General features: G+C 71.1%; 20 protein-coding genes. 12 read left to right on the forward strand and 8 right to left on the reverse strand.

The genetic code is table 11. The features are described from left to right. The first annotated feature begins 75 nt into the window (after nt 1-75). The 6 genes from GN153_RS08640 (at nt 76) to GN153_RS08665 (ending at nt 4,843) form a co-directional block, all read left to right on the forward strand. Nucleotides 76-1,647 (forward strand): DUF6517 family protein, encoded by a 1,572-nt coding sequence (locus tag GN153_RS08640; RefSeq protein WP_159901721.1) that lies wholly within the window; start codon nt 76-78, stop codon nt 1,645-1,647. Further along, nucleotides 1,634-2,194, forward strand: a complete 561-nt coding sequence (locus GN153_RS08645) for a hypothetical protein (RefSeq protein WP_159901723.1) — start codon at nt 1,634-1,636, stop codon at nt 2,192-2,194. Before GN153_RS08640 ends, GN153_RS08645 begins: the two co-directional genes overlap by 14 nt. A 149-nt stretch (nt 2,195-2,343) precedes the next feature. Continuing rightward, on the forward strand, nt 2,344-3,120 hold the full coding sequence (locus GN153_RS08650) for a 2-phosphosulfolactate phosphatase (RefSeq protein ID WP_159901725.1): 777 nt from the start codon (nt 2,344-2,346) through the stop codon (nt 3,118-3,120). Between the two features lie 177 nt (nt 3,121-3,297). After that, on the forward strand, nt 3,298-4,053 hold the full coding sequence (locus GN153_RS08655; RefSeq protein ID WP_159901727.1) for a winged helix-turn-helix transcriptional regulator: 756 nt from the start codon (nt 3,298-3,300) through the stop codon (nt 4,051-4,053). 119 nt (nt 4,054-4,172) lie between these two features. Further along, nucleotides 4,173-4,544 carry a DUF7344 domain-containing protein gene (locus GN153_RS08660; RefSeq protein ID WP_159901729.1) on the forward strand — a complete coding sequence of 124 codons (372 nt, stop codon included), beginning with the start codon at nt 4,173-4,175 and terminating at the stop codon, nt 4,542-4,544. Between the two features lie 14 nt (nt 4,545-4,558). Further along, nucleotides 4,559-4,843 carry a HalOD1 output domain-containing protein gene (locus GN153_RS08665; protein ID WP_159901731.1) on the forward strand — a complete coding sequence of 95 codons (285 nt, stop codon included), beginning with the start codon at nt 4,559-4,561 and terminating at the stop codon, nt 4,841-4,843. A 95-nt stretch (nt 4,844-4,938) separates the two neighbouring features. On the opposite strand, the gene GN153_RS08670 is transcribed toward GN153_RS08665, so the two are convergent. The 5 genes from GN153_RS08670 to GN153_RS08690 form a co-directional block, all read right to left on the reverse strand. Further along, nucleotides 4,939-5,706, reverse strand: a complete 768-nt coding sequence (locus GN153_RS08670) for an enoyl-CoA hydratase/isomerase family protein (protein WP_159901733.1) — start codon at nt 5,704-5,706, stop codon at nt 4,939-4,941. 50 nt (nt 5,707-5,756) lie between these two features. Then, nucleotides 5,757-6,926, reverse strand: coding sequence for an acyl-CoA dehydrogenase family protein (locus GN153_RS08675; protein WP_159901735.1), 1,170 nt, complete (start codon nt 6,924-6,926; stop codon nt 5,757-5,759). An 82-nt stretch (nt 6,927-7,008) separates the two neighbouring features. Continuing rightward, nucleotides 7,009-8,616 carry a lipopolysaccharide biosynthesis protein gene (locus tag GN153_RS08680; protein WP_236544777.1) on the reverse strand — a complete coding sequence of 536 codons (1,608 nt, stop codon included), beginning with the start codon at nt 8,614-8,616 and terminating at the stop codon, nt 7,009-7,011. A gap of 3 nt (nt 8,617-8,619) precedes the next feature. Beyond that, nucleotides 8,620-9,756 carry a thiolase family protein gene (locus GN153_RS08685; RefSeq protein ID WP_159901737.1) on the reverse strand — a complete coding sequence of 379 codons (1,137 nt, stop codon included), beginning with the start codon at nt 9,754-9,756 and terminating at the stop codon, nt 8,620-8,622. Between the two features lie 85 nt (nt 9,757-9,841). Next, nucleotides 9,842-10,447, reverse strand: coding sequence for a HalX domain-containing protein (locus GN153_RS08690; protein ID WP_159901739.1), 606 nt, complete (start codon nt 10,445-10,447; stop codon nt 9,842-9,844). A gap of 146 nt (nt 10,448-10,593) precedes the next feature. On the opposite strand from GN153_RS08690, the gene GN153_RS08695 reads away from it, so the two are divergent. The 5 genes from GN153_RS08695 (at nt 10,594) to GN153_RS08715 (ending at nt 12,890) form a co-directional block, all read left to right on the forward strand. Further along, on the forward strand, nt 10,594-11,031 hold the full coding sequence (locus GN153_RS08695; RefSeq protein ID WP_159901741.1) for a hypothetical protein: 438 nt from the start codon (nt 10,594-10,596) through the stop codon (nt 11,029-11,031). An 82-nt stretch (nt 11,032-11,113) separates the two neighbouring features. Continuing rightward, a complete protein-coding gene (locus tag GN153_RS08700; protein ID WP_159901742.1) occupies nt 11,114-11,740 on the forward strand; it encodes a reverse transcriptase-like protein in 627 nt (208 codons plus the stop codon). Between the two features lie 187 nt (nt 11,741-11,927). Beyond that, nucleotides 11,928-12,182: a hypothetical protein gene (locus tag GN153_RS08705; protein ID WP_159901743.1), complete on the forward strand. Its 255-nt coding sequence runs from the start codon at nt 11,928-11,930 to the stop codon at nt 12,180-12,182. 39 nt (nt 12,183-12,221) lie between these two features. Further along, a complete protein-coding gene (locus tag GN153_RS08710; protein ID WP_159901744.1) occupies nt 12,222-12,464 on the forward strand; it encodes a BolA family protein in 243 nt (80 codons plus the stop codon). 84 nt (nt 12,465-12,548) lie between these two features. After that, complete coding sequence (locus tag GN153_RS08715; RefSeq protein ID WP_159901745.1) at nt 12,549-12,890, forward strand: glutaredoxin family protein; 342 nt, start codon at nt 12,549-12,551, stop codon at nt 12,888-12,890. Nucleotides 12,891-12,901: 11 nt separating this feature from the next. Here the strand turns inward: GN153_RS08715 and GN153_RS08720 are convergent, their stop codons facing one another. Together GN153_RS08720 and GN153_RS08725 are read right to left on the reverse strand one after the other, a co-directional pair. Further along, a complete protein-coding gene (locus tag GN153_RS08720; RefSeq protein WP_159901746.1) occupies nt 12,902-13,207 on the reverse strand; it encodes a MazG nucleotide pyrophosphohydrolase domain-containing protein in 306 nt (101 codons plus the stop codon). A gap of 74 nt (nt 13,208-13,281) precedes the next feature. Further along, a complete protein-coding gene (locus GN153_RS08725) occupies nt 13,282-15,540 on the reverse strand; it encodes an NADP-dependent malic enzyme (RefSeq protein WP_159901747.1) in 2,259 nt (752 codons plus the stop codon). Between the two features lie 223 nt (nt 15,541-15,763). Here GN153_RS08725 and GN153_RS08730 point away from each other — a divergent pair, with 223 nt between their 5' ends. Beyond that, nucleotides 15,764-16,279, forward strand: coding sequence for a COX15/CtaA family protein (locus GN153_RS08730; protein ID WP_159901748.1), 516 nt, complete (start codon nt 15,764-15,766; stop codon nt 16,277-16,279). Nucleotides 16,280-16,324: 45 nt separating this feature from the next. Here the strand turns inward: GN153_RS08730 and GN153_RS08735 are convergent, their stop codons facing one another. Then, nucleotides 16,325-17,833: a replication factor C large subunit gene (locus GN153_RS08735; RefSeq protein WP_159901749.1), complete on the reverse strand. Its 1,509-nt coding sequence runs from the start codon at nt 17,831-17,833 to the stop codon at nt 16,325-16,327. Nucleotides 17,834-17,879: the final 46 nt, after the last annotated feature.

Genomic DNA, 17,879 nt, shown 5'->3' on the forward strand with positions numbered 1-17,879 from the left:
GCCAGGCTGCCCGGTCACTACGTATCTAGCGCCCCCATTTAGGACGGTAGATCGCAACGGACCTCAACGCACGGGATGAGGGTACCACGCACGCGGACAGCAGCGGACGGAACCGACTCCGACGAACACACTGACGACGCGGGCGACCCGGAGTGTGCCGACTCCGGTGGAGCGCCGTCGACCGCGACGGGCCGACACTCCCGCCGCGCGTTCCTCGCGACCGCGGCCGCCGTGGGCGGGACGCTCGCACTCGCCGGCTGCAGCGAGATCACCGACCAGGAGTTCACCGCCGACAGGGTCGTGCTTCCGGAGGACGCACGCGAGGAACTGGTCCTCTCGGAAGTCGCGAGCGAGTCCCGGACGGTCTCGCGGACCCCCTCCGCGGGCGGTGTCGAGGGGGAGGTCTCGGTCACGAGCCACGCCGTGGCCTACCACCGCGGGCCGGCACGGGGCACGCCCACCGCGACGGAAGCGTTCCTGAGCGGGGTCAACGGCACGGAGGGCGCCGGGCCGGCGAAGGTCATGTCGGCCAGCGCCGCCGGGGTCGAGGAGGTTCGGCCCGACCCCGGGCGGCTCCCCTTCGATGTCGATTCGTCGCCGTTCTTGCCCGGCGACAGCGTCGGCCTGGTCGTCCCTGCCGGTGCACGCGACGGCGAGAGCGTCGACCCCACACGGACGCTCGCGCTGATTTCCGGCAGGACCTGGGCCGACCGACACGGACCGATGCGCGTCCCGGACCGCCACGGACCGATGCGGATCCCGAGTACCACTTGGATGCCCGACCGCCACGGGCCCCTCAAGGAAGAGATACCCCCGAGCCTCTGGATCCCGAGTACCACCTGGGTCCCAGAGGACCCGGGGAGTATCGGGGTCGTCGTCGAGACCGGCGAGCAGTCTCTCGAAGAGGTTGTCGGGGTATCCGCGGAGGCGGTAGACGCCGAGCCGGTCGAGAGCGGCGCGGAGTTCGACCCCGAGAGCACGATGATCGCACACCGCCCGGGTCGAACGTGGGCCGACCGGCACGGGCCGATGAGAGCCGAGACGGTCTTCGGCGCCGGGTTCCCGGCCCCGCTGGGCGGGGCGACCTTCGGGATGGGGGTGCTGTCGACGCCGACCGCGGAAGTCGGCGGGGAAATCCAGAACCCCTTCGCCAGCGAGGACCTGGGGACGCTGCTCGGCGGGAACCGCGCCCGGATGCTGCTCCAGCAAGCGGGCCTCGACCGGGCCGGGGAGTTCGAGTGGCTCGCCGGGCCGGAGGAGGCCACCGCCGAGAGGGTGGCCGAGACCCTCGGGAACGAGGGGACCCAGGTGCCAAAGACCTGGCCCGAGTTCGACTCGCTGTCCGTGCTGGGGGCCGACGCCGAGGTGAAGAGTTTCGCGGGGGTCATCGGCGGCGGCGAGGGACCGACTGCCGTCGGCATCCACGTCGCGCGGGTGCGGAGCGACGGCAACACCGTCATCGCGGCCGGCGTTCACCGGACGCCGGCCGGCAGCGCAAAGTCGACCGGGTATCCGGTGCCGCGACCCGACTACTACCCGGACGCCAGACCCGATTCCTACCCCGTACCGCGACCCGATTACTTCCGCTCGCGGGCGCTTGCCGGGGAGACGGCCGGACGGGTGGTGTACGCCGATGAGCCGGAGTAGCGACCCCGACGGGCGGGGCGCGCCCGGCGCATCCACCGTGTTCCGGTACGCGGTGTACTACCGGGCAGTCGCCACGGTCTCCTTTCTGGTCGGGATGGGCATCGCGCTGGCTGGCGTCTGGCTCGGCCTGGGCGAGGCCGTCTCTGTCGCGCTGGACAGCTTCCTCCAGGAGGGGGTGATGGGGCGGGCGATGGACGCCGCGAACCTCCCGCTGACGCTCGCGCTCGTCGCCGTCGGCGTGCTCGTCTGGCAGGTCGGCAAGACGGCCGCGTTCTACTGGACCTTCAGTGCGGCACTGGCGGAAGGCGACGCCAGTCCAACCGGTGGCGAGCCCGCACCGCCCGCGGGCTCCGGTTCCCCGGACACCCCGACCGGGGCGACGCAGGGCCGGGGTGAAACGGCCCCGTCGCGCCAGGGGGAGTCGACGACTCCGGCTGAGCCGACTGCCGGCTCCGAGACGGCCGGAGACGGGTCGGCCGACCCCCTCGCTGGCGGGACCGAAGCCGCCGAGGGCGGCCGGCCCGACGACGGCGGCGCCCCGGAGTGAAACGGTCCGGACCGCGGGGTCGTCCCACCTGCTGTCGGCCACCGTCCACGGACCTGGCCCGTTGCGCGGGGCTTTCGACTGACCGGTATATATTGCTCTATGTGTATATTAGCAGATTTTATTTATAAACGCCCGGAAAAAAATATACGATGGCAACCGACGTCGGCGGCGGCCGGCCGGCGAACCGCCTCGACGACCGACTCATCGAGCGGTGTGAGGCGCTCCCGGACCGGCCCGCCCCCGGGGTGTACGTGGTCATCGACACGATGCACTTCTCGAACACCGTCATCGAACTGCTGGCGAACGGGGCCGACCACGTCCACGTCGCTGCCGAGCGCGGGCTGGAGTTCGACTACCGCGCCTCGAATCCCGGGACGCTGGTCGGCGGCGAGGCAACCGCCGCGTACGAGCCCGCACCGGGTTACGACTTCATCAACTCCCCGAGCTACGTGCAGGACCTGACCGTCGAGGGGCGGCCCGTCAGCATGACCTCGACCAACGGCGGCCGGACTGTCACGACGCTGCGCGAACGGGGGGGCGACGGGGTCGATGTCTACGTCGGCTCGCCGCTGAACGCGGCGGCGCTCGCGACCCACCTTCGGGAGCAGGACCGCCCGGTCCACCTGGTCAGCGCGGGCACGAGAGGCGACGTCGCCGTCGAGGACCACGTCGGCGCTGCACTCATCAGCCGCTACCTCGACGGGCTCCCGGTCTCGGAGACCGAACGTCACCTGCTCCGCCAGCAACTGCGGGACGCGAAGGGCGTCGACTACGTCGAGAGCCACGAACTCCGGCGCCGGGACGTCCTCGACTTCGCGATGGACCTGAACGGCCGGAGCGTCGTTCCCCGGATGGTCGACGGTGCCCTCGTCGACATTGGGGGCGCTACGGAGAGCCGACTGGTCGGGGAACGGACCGCCGACTGAGACTGTCGGGCAAACCGGCAGCAGTCGGTACGGGACCCACACACGACCTGACAGTAACCCGGCCCGACCCCGTACGTTCGCTTTTTGCCGTCCGTCGGATACGGTGGTGCGGCGACGGAACATGCTGGCCCGCACGGCCCGGTATCGGTAGCGAGGTATCGGTCGAACTCCGGACTCATGTCAGGACTTCCGACCTACGCCGCGGGGGTCGTCGCCGCGGTCGCGCTGCTGGCGGCCGGTGTCGGACCGGCCGCGGCCACCCCCGCGGGGCAGTACGGCCCGACGACCGTCGACTGTGCCACCCAACCACCGACCGGCGCCGACGACGGTGCCCCGCTCCCGGCCGACGGGGCGGGTGACTCCGGTCCGAGGCTGCCTGTCGGTTCCGAGGTGTCGCTCGGTTTCGACGTGACGTCGCTCGCGGTGTCGGACGTGCCGCCGACGGTGCTGGTCCCGCTGGCCGGCTACAGCCGGTTCGACGACTCCGACCCCCTCAACAGTGACCTCCGGGCCCGACTGTACGAGACGGTCGCCGAGTCGCCGGGGACCTACCTCAGCGAACTCGCCGCGACGGCCGACGTGCCGGTGTCGACGGCCCGGTATCACGTCCGGGTCCTCGAACGCGAGGGGGTCGTCGAGACCGAACGGATCCGCGGGAAACGGCGGCTGTTTCCCGGGAACGCCGCGACCGGCCCGCTCGACGCCGCGCTCAACGACGCGTCGACGGAGCCGATCCTGCGGGCGGTCCGCCGCGAGGAACCCGTCAGCGTGTCGGGGCTCGCGGACTCGGTCGACCGGGCGGCGAGTACGGTTTCGTACCACCTCGCGCGCCTGGAGGACGCGGACCTGGTCGAGCGCGCCCGGGACGGCACGTCCGTCCGCGTCTCGCTGACGCCGGCGACCAGGGCGGCCCTCCGCGGGCCGTCCAACTGACGCCGCGTCGATGCCCGTGCGTGACCGCTCCCCGTCGCCACGCCGCCTCCCGTTTTTCGACCCTTTCGAGAGTTCCGTCAGAATCCCTTAGGAGCGTCCAACCCTCGGTCCGACTGACGATGTCACGGAATTCCCACATCGACGAGACGGGCGGAGAGCCCCCCCTGGCGCTGATGCGGGCCGTGCTGGACACGAACCGCATCCACGTGCTCGCTCGGCTTGAGGCCGCCCCCGGCCCGGTCGACGTCGAGGCGCTGGGCGACTCGCTCGCGGCCGAACGGACCGACGGCCGCCACTCCAGCCGGGACGCTCTCCGGATGCGGACAGCCCTGGTCCACGTCCACCTCCCCAAGCTCGAGGATGCCGACCTGGTCAGCCACGACCGGGAGCGCGGTGAGGTGAGTCCGGGCGAGTCGTTTCGACCGCTCTCGGAACTGCGCCAGGCGTGGGACCGCTGTCTGGCCGACTCCCGATACCACCCCAGCGAGTGACCGGGCGGGTAACGATGCCACTCGACTGCCGGGACGTCTCGACCGTGAGCTACGACCCCGCGACTGACTCGCTGGCCGTCCGGCTCGCCTGTGCGGTCGCAGCCGTCCGGGGGGTCGAGCCGACCCGGCTCCCGCCGCTGGCCGATGTGCTCGACCCGGAACCGCTTGAGCGGCTGCTCGCCTCGGCTGCCACCGACCCGCCGGCCGAAGTCTCCGTCCGGTTCCAGTACGCCGGGCTGGTCGTCCGGGTTACCGCCGACCGGATCTTTCTTCTGGACTGCGACGCGGCTGGCTGCTGAACCAGTCTCCGGCGGCCAGCCCGTGCTCGTTTCCCGGCAATATCGGCACTCCTCCGCCGCGGAGACCGGGGGCTACCCCCGCCGGAGGCCGCCGCTCACTCCCCCCGGAAGGTCGGCTCCCGACCCTCCAGAAACGCCCCCATCGCCTCGGACTGGTCGCGGGTGTCGAAGCAGGCGGCGATGAGTTCCATCGTGTGGTCGATTCCGCGCTCGACCCCCACGGAGCGCCAGGCGCGGAAGGCCTCCTTCTGCCGGCGCATGACCAGCGGGCTCTTCGCGGCGAGGGTCCCGACGAGGTCGTCGACTGCCTCGTCGTGGTCGTCGGCCGGGACCGCGCGGTTGACGAGCCCGAGCTCCGCGGCTTCCTCGCCGGAGACCGGCTCGCCGGTATAAATCATCTCTTTCGCGGCCTGGAGGCCGACCAGCCGGACCAGCAGGCCGCCCTGGATCCCCGTGACCAGCCCGACGTCGACCTCGGGCAGGCCGAGGGCGGCCTCGCGTTCGGCGACTCTGAAATCACAGGCCATCGCCAGCTCCAGGCCCGCCCCCAGCGCGTAGCCGCCACAGCCACAGACCGTGACGGCGTCGGCGTCCCGGACGTTCCGGATGGCACCCCGGAGGTCACTGAGCACGTCGCGGGCCTCGGTCGCCGAGAACCCTCGCACTTCGTCGAGCTTGAGCCCGCCGGTCAGGCCGTCGCCGTCGCCGGTGACAGTGAGGACCGCGACTTCCTCGGGTACGTCGGCGGCCGTCTCCCGCAGGTCGCGGATGAGCGCGGGGCTCAGGAGGTTCAGGTCGCCGGCGGACAGTTCCAGGTGGGCGACGTGCTCGCGGTCCGGGTCCCGGGAGAGCGTGACTGGCATGGTCGCGCTTTGCCGGGTCGACACATCAAGGTTGGTCGTCGCGGCGGGTGTCAGTACGACCGCGGGAGGTCGAGCACGTGGCGGGCGATGTAGTTTTTCACCATCTCGTTGGAGACCGGGGCGATGACGTTGATCATCGTCTCGCGCCAGTACCGCTCGACGTCGTACTCGGCGGCGTAGCCCATCCCGCCGTGGACGCGCATGGCGCGCTCGCAGGCCTCCAGGGAGTCCTCGCTCGCGCGCAGTTTCACGGCGTTCGCGGCCGCGCCGGCGTCGCGGTCGGTGTCGTAGAGCCAGGCGGCCTTCCGGACCATCAGTTCGTCCTGCTCGAGCTTGCTCCAGGACTCCGCGAGCGGGTGCTGGACGGCCTGGTAGGAGCCGATCGGCGCGTCGAAGACCTCCCGCTCGCGGGCGTAGTCGGCGCCTTTCTCGACCGCCGCCTGGCCGACACCGACTGCGTTCGCGGCGATGGAGATCCGCTCGGAGTTGGCAAAGGAGAGCAGATACCGGAACCCCTCCCCCTCCTCGCCGATGCGGTCCTCGGCGGGGACCCGCACCCCGTCGAACCACACCTCGTTGGAGTCGGCGGCGCCGCGGCCGGCCTTGGGGATCTCCGAGACGTCGACGCCGTCCATGTCGGGGCTGAACTCCGTGAAAAACAGCGAGAGGCCGGCAAAGCGGTCGTCGGGGTCGCGCTCGCCGGTCCGGGCCAGCAGCATGATCACGTCGGCCTCCTGGGCCTTCGAGGTCCAGATCTTCTGGCCGTCGACGACGTACTCGTCGCCCTCGCGGGTCGCGGTGGTCTCGACGCGGGAGGTGTCCGTGCCGGCGTTGGGTTCGGTGACGCCGGTACAGACCATCACGTCCCCGCTGGCGATGTCGGGGAGGTACCGCTCCCGGTGGTCGTCGTCGCCGTACTCGACGAGGGGGGCGGCGCTGAAGACGTGGTGGGAGGTGATCGAGGTGCCCGCCATCCCCGCCCCCGAGCGGGCGATCTCCTGCTGGACCAGCGAGGCCTCCTGGACGCCGTAGCCCTCGCCGCCGTACTCCCGGGGGACGGTGACGCCACACCAGCCGTCGTCGGCGAAGGCCTCGAAAAAGTCCCAGGCGAACTCGTGGTCTCTGTCCTTCCGGCGCCAGTAGTCGTCCCCGAAGTCGGCACAGAGCTTGCGGATCTGGTCGCGGATGAGCCGTTGTTCCTCGCTGAGCTGGAAGTCCATTGACGGGGACAGCGCCGGCACTCGAATAACTCTGTCCCCGGTCGGGCCGGCTGGGGTGTCGTCCCGCCGGCAACGACCACCGTCAGGGCAACACGGCCCCGAGGCTGCGCCGGTAGCGGGCGGCCAGCGTCCGGGCGACCAGACGGTCCTGGGCGGTCACGCCCAGGGCGACGAGCGTCCCGAGGTACACCGCCACGCCGACGGGGACGCCGGCGGCCAGCGACGCGAGCCCGCCGACCGCGGCTCGCGTCAGCCACATCGCGCCGGCCATCGCCACGCCCGCAGCCAGCGGCTTCAGGAAGGTGGCGTCGAAGGCGAACAGCCCCTCGTAGTGTCTGAGGACCAGGACCTGGAGGCCGTTCTGGAGGGCGATGGCCAGCCCGGTGCCCAGTGCCGCGCCGACGAGCCCGAACGCCGAGATGAACAGGTAGGTGAGGGCGACGTTCCCGGCCGCGAGCAGCCAGTCGAGCGCCATCCGGATGTACTGGTGGTCGGTCATCACGAGCAGCCACCCCGTCGCCCCGACCGCGCTGCCGGCGAGCACGCCCGCGAGGTAGACCACGAGCGGGAGATAGCCCGCCGTGTAGGTCGGGCCGAACAGCCCCAGGAGCTCGCGGCCGAAGACCGTCTGGACGGCCAGGATGGGGACGACGGCAGTGAGGATCAGCCGGGTGATGGACGTGTAGACCCGGTCCAGCGTGTCGACCCGGTCCTCGGCGTACAGCTCCGTCGCGACCGGCGGCAGGAGCATGTTGAACGCCAGCAGCGGGATCCAGGCCAGCGAGACGTAGACGAGCACGACGCCGTAGACCCCCGTCGCGGTCGCGGTGAGCAGGGCGCCGACGAGCAGGATGTCCACCCGGTTCTGGAACACCTTCCCGATGCTGCTGAGCGCGACCGGCGTCGCGTGGTTGTAGAAGGCCCGCAGCTCCGACCGGGCGCCCCGGACGGTCGGCCGGATGCCGGTCGCGGAGACCACCGCCGGCGCCCCGATGGCGACGAGCAGGGCGGTCCCGACCGCCAGCGCGCCCATCACCCCGACCACGGAGTATCCCAGCCCGACGGCGAGCAGGGCCGTCGCCAGCCGGACAGCCGGGAGTAACACCCGGGTGAAGGTCACCTCGCCACGCGCCGACCCGACCGCCCGCAGCAGCGAGGCGTGGGTCCGCACGATGCCCGTCAGCGCGACCACCGCCCCGACGGCCGCCATCGCCGGCGGGAACAGGGGGTGGGCGACGGTGAGCGCGTTGAGCCGGTCGGCGGTCGCCACCAGCGCCACGGCCAGCCCCGCCCCGACGGCGGCGGTCGTCAGGTAGGCCAGCCCGGCGACCCGGGCGCGCCGTCCGTGGTCGTCCTCGTACGCGGGGACGTACCGCTGGAGGGTCTGGACGGTCCCGAAGTTCACGAAGCGAAAGAGCAGCTGGGCGAGCCGCCAGGCCAGCGCGTAGACCCCGTAGACGACCGGGCCGAGCGCACGCGCGAGGACGAACTCGGTGGCGGTGGCGAGCACGCGCTGGAGCGACAGCCCGCCCGAGGTCACGACCGCGCCGTGGGCGATGGTGACCAGTGCGTCCCGTTCGTCGGCCGGGACGCTCTCCCGGTGCTCCGCCCGCGTCTCGTCGTCCGGCCGCGACTCCCCCGGCGGGGTTTCCCCCGCGGGCGGCCGGGACATCTCTTCGGCCTCGGTCATCTGCTACTGCACGCGGAACTCGATGGCCGCACCCTGGCCGTAGCCGACACACATGGTCGAGAGTCCGAGGCCGCCGCCCCGGCGCCGGAGTTCGTGGATCAGCGTCACGGGCAACCGGGCGCCGGAGGCACCGAGCGGGTGGCCGATGGCGATGGCGCCGCCGTTGACGTTGAAGACCTCGTCGTCGAAGCCGAGTTCGTCCTGGCAGTACAGCGTCTGGCTGGCGAAGGCCTCGTTGAGTTCGACGAGGTCGTAGTCGTCGGCAGCGTGGCCGGTCCGCTCCCAGAGCTGGCGGACCGCGGGGACGGGGCCGATCCCCATCACTTCGGGGTCGACGCCCGCGACCTCGTGGGCGCCGACCTCCGCCAGCACCGCCAGACCGTGCTCCTCGGCGTAGGCCCGGGAGGTGACCATGACCGCGGCCGCGCCGTCGGAGATCTGGGCGGCGTTCGCGGCGGTGACGGAGCCGTCCTCGCGGAACGCGGGCGGGAGCCCGGCGATCTTCTCTTTGGTGGTGCCCGGCCGCAGCCCCTCGTCCTCCTCGACGACTCCCTCGCCGGTGTCGATGGGAACGATCTCGTCGTCGAATTTGCCGGCTTCGGTGGCCTCACACGCCCGCTGCTGGCTGCGTGCGCCGTAAGCGTCCTGGCGCTCGCGGGGGATATCGTAGCGCTCGGCGACCTCCTCGGCGGTCTGCCCCATCTGGAGGTCGCGGGCGTCGTACTGGGCGGCGATGCAGTCGTAGGAGTCGATCCCGTAGTCGCGCTCGACGCGAGTCATGTGCTCGACGCCGCCGGCGACCATGACCTCGCGCTGGCCCGCCCGGATGGCGTCGCTGGCGTCCATGATGGCCTGGGCGGAGGAGGCACACAGCCGGTCGATGGTCCGGCCGGGGACGCCCTCGCCAAGCTCCGAGCAGAGCGCGATGACCCGGCCCATGTTGTTGCTGTGCTCTTTGACCTGCTTGGCACAGCCCCAGGCGACGTCGTCGACGTCCCCGGGGTCGATCCCCGTCCGGGCCAGTAGCTCGTTCACCAGGGGCACCGAGAGGCGCTCGCTTTTGACGTCCGCGTAGACGCCGCCGTCCCGGCCCTGTGGGGTCCGTACGCCCGCCACCACGACTGGCTGTCGGTCGTCCATTGGCTACGCCTCGGTCGGGGGGAATAAGTGCGTGGTGCTCGGCCGCCACGCCGGGGTGTTCGACTGGGTGACCCGGGCGCCCGGCTCAGTCCCCGGCGCCGGCCTCCCGGAAGGCCGCCTCGTAATCGTCGCCCACCCTGGAGAGGGCGACGTCGGCCCGCGTTTCCAGCCGCCGGACGCGCTCTGTCAGCGCCGCGTACCGCTCGCTTCGCTCCAGCTCCCGGGCCGGTTTCTCGGCCTCCAGGGTCGCCTTCTTCTCCGCGAGCGCGAAGTACTCCCGGAGCGTCTCGTCGTAGCTGGCGCGGGCGAGCATCGTCGCGACGGCGTCGGTGACGTCCTCGCGGGTCACCGGCTTCACGAGGTAGTCGTCGAAGGGCATGTCGAGGATGTCGAAGTCGGGGTCGACGGCCGTCACCATCACCACCCGGACGTCCAGCCCGCGTTCGCGGACCCGCTCGAGCACCTCGTCGCCGGCGAGTCCGGGCATCTGTCTGTCCAGGAGGAACACGTCCACACTCCCGTCGAGCGCCTCCAGTGCCTCTGTCCCGCCGTACGCGACCCGGACCTCGTACCGTCCCTGCAGCCAGGTCGCGTACAGGTCCGCGACGTCCCCGTCGTCGTCGGCGACGAGTACCGTCGCGTCTCCGGACGCGTCTCTCGCCCTCCGTCCCGGCGTGCGGTCGTCGGACACGGGTTACCACCGCCCGGTTCGCAAAGGGCGAGATTAAAGTTACCGGCCGCGTTCTCAGTCTTGATTCCGGGGAAGGGCGGCGGCGGGGCCGGCGGGCGGTGCCCGGGACCCGGAACGTCTTTGCCTCCCTGCGTCGACCCCACTGCATGGGCGAGGCGGACCCGACGGCCATCGAGCGCCTGGCAGTGACGGCGTCGGACCTGGTGGCGGCGCTGGAGACGAACCGCACCACCGGCCGGACGGCCGTCCTCCGGGTGACGCCACCGTTCAGCGGCCGGATGCGCGCCCGCCTGCACGTCGAGGGCGGCGAGGAGTACGACGAGCCCCGACCGGTCCACGTCCCGCCGCGGGCGCTCGTCGCCGAGGACGCGCCGGCGTACCCGACCCCCGCCGAGACCGAGGACGCCCTCCGCGCCGACCCCGACCGCGAGTACACCGTCGAGCGCCACCGGGCCCGCCACGAGGCCGCCGTCGAGGAGTGGCGCCGCGAGCTACTCGGGTCGGTCCGCGAGGAGGCCGCCGTCGAGACGCCGGCCGGGACGGTGACGGTCAGGGTGTCGCTGCTCGGTGACGTCCCGGAGTGACCGCGGGTCGCTCCAGTAACGGGCGGCTCGCAGCGGTCGCCGCGGACAGTACACTTACAATCCCGCCTGTCCTAGCCGTCGTATGGCCGCACACGGCCGGCCGGACCTCCGGGACCTGTTCGACGAGTCACCGACGCCGCACATCGCCCACCCGCCCCGGACACACCACCGAGACTTCTACCTCGCTACCGACGGCTCCTTCCGGGAGTCGGGCGGCGGGCTGGGCGCCGTGATCGAGACCCGCGACGGCGAGCGGGTCGCGCGGGTCGCGCTCTCCGACCAGGCCCCCGACAACAACGTCGCCGAGTACCGGGCGCTGCATCTCGGGCTCGACGTGCTCGCCGCCCGCTCGCCCGCCGGGGCCCGCGTGGGCGTGCTCGTCGACCACGACGACCTCGCGGCGAACGTCAACGCCGCCATCCTCGCGGCCCGGGGCGGGCATCCGGGGACGCCCCACCGCGTCAGCGTCCCCCGGGCCACCGGCCTCCACTGGCGGGGGATTCGGGCCCGCCTGCACGGCTTCGGCGAGGTCCGCGCCGCCCGCATCCCCAGCGACCGCAACCCCGCCCACCCGCTCGCCAACGCGCCCGGCCGGTACGCCCACGTCAACGGCGAACCCGACCGCTGTCTGCGCCCCGAAGCCCCCGGCACGCCCGGCGAAGAGCGCATCCCCCCGCCCTCGCGGTCGGACCGCGGCGCCGGCGACTGACCCGGGCGTTCTCTTCTTCCCGCTCGGTCGCTACCCACGGACAGAGGTCTGCTTATATTATTTTCGCAACTTATGTATATATAACTCGGAACCCTGGAAGACTCTTGAAGTGTGTTCCCCCAACGTGACTGGAGTAACGTTTTAGTGGGATCAGAAACGTATATTCAGACAGGAGGTGACGGCAACCATGGCAACCAGTCGTCGTTCCGGGCACAGCAGAGAAACCCCGTTCCGCTCCTTCCGGGACGGGTTGCCCGACCTGTCCCGGTACGACCTCCTGCTGGCGGCCATCCCGCTGGTGTTCGCCGTCGTGCTTGCCGTCCACGCCGCGCTGGGGGTGCCGTTCAGGGCCGCCGTCGCGACGGGGGCTCTGTTCAGCGCCGTCGTCGTCTTCGACGCCCTCTTTTTCAACCCGCCGACCGGTCCCGACCGGCCGGAGTGACGCGGCAAGCGTTTTGCCGGCCGGCGTACTGGATGAAGTATGGACCTGACCGAAGTCGAGCGGCTCATCGAGGACGCGGTTCCGGACGCGGAGGCGGAGGTGCGCCGGGCCCGCCACGAGGGCGACGACGACCACCTGGCGGCGACGGTCGTCTCGCCGGCCTTCGAGGGCGAGTCGCTGGTCGACCGCCACCAGCGCGTCTACGACGCGCTCGGCGAGCACATGACGACCGATATCCACGCCCTCGAGGTCGAGACGTACACTCCTGACGAGCGGGGGTGACCCACACCCTCAGCGCGCGGGAGTACCCCCCCGCGCCCGACGAGCGGGGTAATGCCTTTCCCCGCGGACCCGCTGGGTAGGGATATGACGTTCGACCCGAACCAGAGTCTCCCCCAGGAGGAGGTCACCGAGCGCGTCGACCGGGCCATCGAGGAGAACGAGGTGGTGCTGTTCATGAAGGGAACGCCGATGATGCCCCAGTGTGGCTACTCCGAGCGCGCGCTGGGGCTGCTCGGCAAGCACCGCGAGGACGTGGCGACCGTCGACGTCCTCGAGTCCCTGGAGGAGTTCCGGACCGCCCTCGAGCGACACAGCGGCCGCGAGACCATCCCCCAGACGTTCGTCGATGGCGAGTTCGTCGGCGGCAGCGACATCCTCGCCCAGCTGGAGGAGCGGGGCGAACTCGGCGAGAAACTCGCCGTCTGACGCGGCCGCGGTCACTCGCCCGACCCGGCAGTTCCCCGCTCGTCGAGCCGCCGCTCGTACTTCTCGAGTGACTCCTCCAGCGCTGCCGAGGCGTCGACGTCGAGCTCTTCAGCCAGTGCGAGCAGCGCGAACAGGGCGTCCCCGAGCTCGTCGCGGTCGACGTCGACCGTCCCCGGCGACGCGCCGTAGCCCGTCGACTCGGTAACTTCCTTGCCGAGCTCACCCACCTCCGAGACCAGGTCGAGCAGCCGGTAGGCCGGCGGCGCCTCCAGGCCGTGCTCCGTGACGAAGGCCGCGACCCGCTGTTGGTCGTCCATACGCCGGCCTCACACACCGCCGTAAAAAACCGTGTGGGTCCGTTGCGCCGGCTCCCGGCGGCCGGTGCCGCCGGCTACTCCTCCTCGTCCTGAGCGTCCACCACGGCGACCCCGGCGAGGTTGACGATATCCTTCACCTCGTCGCCGCGCTGGAGGACGTGGACCGGCTCGTCCATCCCGACGAGCATGGGACCGATCGCCTCCGCGCCGCCCAGCCGCTGGAGCAGCTTGTAGCCGATGTTGCCGGCCTCCAGGTTCGGGAAGACGAGGATGTTCGCCGGCTCGTCGAGCTCCGAGAACTCGTAGCTGTCCGTGAGAATGTCCTCGACGAGCGCGGTGTCGGCCTGCATCTCCCCGTCGACGGGGAAGTCGACGGTCGGGTCGGCCCGGAGGCTGTCGGCCGCCGAGCGGACCTTCCGGGTGCCCTCGTTGTCGACGCTGCCGAAATCCGAGTACGAGAGTAGCGCCGCCCGGGGCTCGACGTTGAACCGCCGGGCGAGCTCGGCGGTGTGGCGGGTCATCTCCTCCAGCACGTCGCTGGAAGGGTCCTGGTTGACCGTGGCGTCGACACAGAAGACGACACGGTTCTTGAAGGTGAGCATGTAGACGCCGCCGGCGTAGTCGGCGTCCTCGGCGGTCCCGATGACCTGCAGCGGCGGCCGGAGCGCAGCCGGGTAGTGGTGCATCAGTCCCGTCAGCATCGCGTCGGCGTCGCCCATCTCGACCATCACGCTCCCGAGGTAGTTGCCGTCCTGGATGAGTTCCTCGGCCTCCCGCCGGGTGAGCCCGTGGCGCTTGCGGAGGTCGTGGAGGCGCTCGGCGTAGGGCCCGAGGTTGTCCTCGTCGGGGTCGACGATCTCCGGGTCGAAGCTCAGCCCCAGCTCCTCCATCTGAGCCCACACCTCCTCGCGGTCGCCCAGCAACACCGGCTCGGCGATCCCCTGGTCGAGCAGCTGGTGGGCCGCCCGCACCATCTTCTCGTCGTCGCCCTCCGCGAGCACGACCCGCTTGGGGTCGCTTTTGGCCTTGTTCAGGACGACGCGCATCATCTCGCGGGACTTGCCCAGCCGGGCCTCCAGCCGCTCGACGTAGGCCTCGAGGTCCAGCGTCCGGCGGGCGGCGCCACTCTCCATGGCCGCCCGCGCCACGGCGGGCGCGACCTCGAACAGCACCCGCGGGTCCAGCGGCTTCGGGATGATGTACTCCGGGCCGAACTGCAGCGGCTCGTCCCCGTAGGCCTTCACGACGGCGTCGGGGACGTCCTCCCGCGAGAGGGTCGCCAGCGCCTCCGCCGCGGCCACCTTCATCTCCTCGTTGATCTCCTTGGCGCGGACGTCGAGTGCTCCCCGGAAGATGAAGGGAAACCCCAGCACGTTGTTGACCTGGTTGGGGTAATCGGAGCGTCCGGTCGCCACGATGACGGTGTCGTCGCGGGCCTCCTTGGCGTCGTGGTAGCCGATCTCGGGGTCGGGGTTGGCCATCGCGAAGATGATCGGGTTCTCGGCCATCGACCGGACCATCTCCTCGTCGACCAGGCCGCCGATCGAGAGCCCGACGAAGACGTCGGCCCCCTCCATGGCCTCCTCGAGCCCCCCCTCGGGAACGTCGCGGGCGAACTCCTGTTTGAATTCGTTGACGTCGCCCGCCTCGGCGCGCTCCGTGGTGATGATCCCCCCGGAGTCACACATGGTGATGTTCTCCTTCGTGGCGCCGAGCGAGACGTAGAAGCGGGCGGTCGCGATCGCGCTCGCCCCGGCGCCGGAGAAGACGATGTCGAGGTCCGCGAGCTCCTTGTCGCTGATGTCGACGGCGTTCAGCAGCGCGGCCCCCGAGATGATCGCCGTCCCGTGCTGGTCGTCGTGGAAGACCGGGATGTCCATCTCCTCGCGGAGCCGCTCCTCGACCTCGAAACACTCCGGAGCCTTGATGTCCTCGAGGTTGATGCCACCGAAGGTCGGCCCCATCGCCTTGACCGTGGTCACCATCTCCTCGGCGGTGTCCTGGTCGAGTTCGATGTCGAAGACGTCGATGTCGGCAAAGCGCTTGAAGAGGACGCCTTTCCCCTCCATGACGGGCTTGGAGGCCTCCGGCCCGATGTCACCCAGGCCGAGCACCGCCGACCCGTTCGAGACCACGCCCACCAGGTTCCCCTTGGCGGTGTAGCTGTAGGCCTGCTCGGCGTCGTCGCGGATCTCCCGGCAGGGGGCCGCGACGCCGGGCGAGTACGCCAGGCTGAGGTCCCGCTGTGTGTTCGTCGGCTTTGTTGTCGAGATCTCGATCTTCCCGGGGGGCTCCTCCCGGTGATAGTCGAGTGCGTCTTCGTCTAGTCCCATGGAGGCATCACCGGGCCCCGTAGCAAAAGCCCATCGGACGGGGTTTCGCTGGCTGTCGAACTCCCCGGGCTGGACCGGCCGCCCGCAACCCGGACGGACGGAGAGCCGGACCGACCGGGACCACTGACGGTCGGTGCGGGGGCGGCTCCGGACACGCGGAGCACGGGACGGCGCGCAGACAGCAAGAGTGGGGTTGATATGCGTCCGGTCCTGAGCGCCGAGTATGAGACGGCCCTCGTTTCGCTCGCTGGCGGCGGTCACTGCCGGGCTGACCTTCGCGCTGATCCTCGTGGGGATCTACACGAAGGCGACGGCCGCGGGACTGGCCTGCAACGCCCAGTGGCCGGGCACGAACGGCTTCCTCGGGCTGCTGCCGGCGGACGTTCCCTGTTTCATCGAGTGGTCTCACCGCGCGCTGGCAATGGTGACCGGCTTCGCCATCCTCGGCACGGCCGTCGCCGCCTGGCGCGGGGGGCTGGACCGCCGCATCCGGTACGCGACCGCCATCGCACTCGCCGTGCTCCCGGTTCAGGTCCTGCTGGGCGCGAACACCGTCTTCAACTACGGCGCCGTCGCCCAGGTGGCCCACCACGGCGCCGCGCTGGTCATCTTCACCGGCCTCCTGGTCGCGACGACGCTGGCATTCTGGGGGCCGACCGCGAGCACCGACGCCGACGCCGACGCCGCGGGCGCGAACCCCGGCGACCGCGAACGCGACGCCCGCACGACCGGGGACTGAGGCGCCAACCCCGGCTCGTTCGCCACTGACCGCTCCCGCCGGCTGCTACATGAAATCGGACAGTCCCGCCTGCTCGTCTCCCTCATCGCCGGCCTCGCCGTTCCGTTCGTCAGCCGCTGGTTCCGCTCCCTCCGCCACACCCGCGTCCCCGGAGGACGGTCCGCCGTCCGACCCCCCGCCGCTCGGCCCCGCATCCGTCCCCGTCTCCGCGTCGGGGTCCTCCCCGGGTCGTCCGCCAGCACTGCCGCCCTCGAAGGCCCCTTCGGAGCCCTCGACCGCAGCCTCCTCCCGGAGCCGCTGGGCGTCCTCGACGATGGACTGGACCTTGTTGGTGTCTTCGCCGCTGCCGGTGACGAAGGCGACGTGCTCGGCCTCCAGGTCGTAGCGGGCGGCCATCGCCACCGTCAGCTCGCGGTTCTTGCAGTGGTGGGTCATGACAGCCAGGCGCGGCATCAGTTCCCGGCGGGCGGTCCCCGTCGAGACGCCGTTCGTGGCCGCGACCTGTCTGGCGACGTAGTCACGCGTGTCCCGCGTCCCCCGCGTCCGGCCCAGCTTCGACCAGTAACTGGGCGGGCCGTAGCGGGTCCACCCGCCCTTGGGTTCGCGGCGGGCGGCCGCCACGCCGGCTGTCATGTTGTCGCCGGCGTACCGCCAGAAGCTGTAGTTCTGGGTGGCTCGCACCCGCCCGAGCCAGCGGTCGGCGTTCGCCAGGAAGCCGTAGGCCGCCGCCAGTTCCTCGCCCGCGTAGTCCTTGGGCATGTTGTCCTCGACCCAGTTGATGAGGTCGTCGGGCGTCTCGTCGACGTCGTAGGACGCCTCCAGAGCCTCCTGTGGCCCGGCCTCCTTGATCACGAGGTCGAGGAAGTCGAACACGCCCTCGGTGGTGTCCCGTTCGCCGGTCACCACGTCCTCGGCCGCGAGTCGGTCCCGGCCCTCCGCCAGCGCCTGGAGGTCGTTGACCGCCCCGCGGAGGTCGCCGCTGTTCTGCTGGGCGAGCGTCTCCAGGGCCTCGCTCTCGAACTCGATCCCCTCCTTCCGGCAGATGTCCCGCAGCACGGGGACGATCGACCGCGCGGAGACCGGCCGGAACTCGACCTCCCGGCAGGCCGACCGGAGGGTGTTCGACATCTCGTAGTAGTCGTTTGCGATCAGGACGACCGGCTGGCTGGCCTCCTTCACGAGCTCCGTGATCGCGCGGGTCCCGCCGCGGTCGACGTTGCCGTGGAGGTTGTCGGCCTCGTCCATCACCACCAGCCGTCGGCCGGTCCCACCAGCGGTCAGCGTCCCCGACTTCGCGGCCTCGCCCGCGACCCGCTCGACGACGTCCGCGGTCCGGGAGTCCGAGGCGTTGAGCTCGATGGTCGGCCACCCCATGTCCGCCGCGAGCGCGTGGGCCGCGGAGGTCTTCCCCACGCCCGGCGGGCCGTGCAACACGGCGGCCTCGCGGTGCTGGTCCCAGGTCTCGGCCCACTCCCGGAGTTCGTCGCGGGCGGTGTCGTTACCCCGGAGCTCCGAGAGCGAGGACGGCCGGTACTTCTCCGTCCAGTCGGTCATTGCCCCCCCTTGGCGCGAACTCCGTTTAGGGGTTGCGGAGGGGTCA

The organism is Salinirussus salinus (assembly GCF_009831455.1).
GTDB classification, from domain to species: Archaea; Halobacteriota; Halobacteria; order Halobacteriales; family Haloarculaceae; genus Salinirussus; species Salinirussus salinus.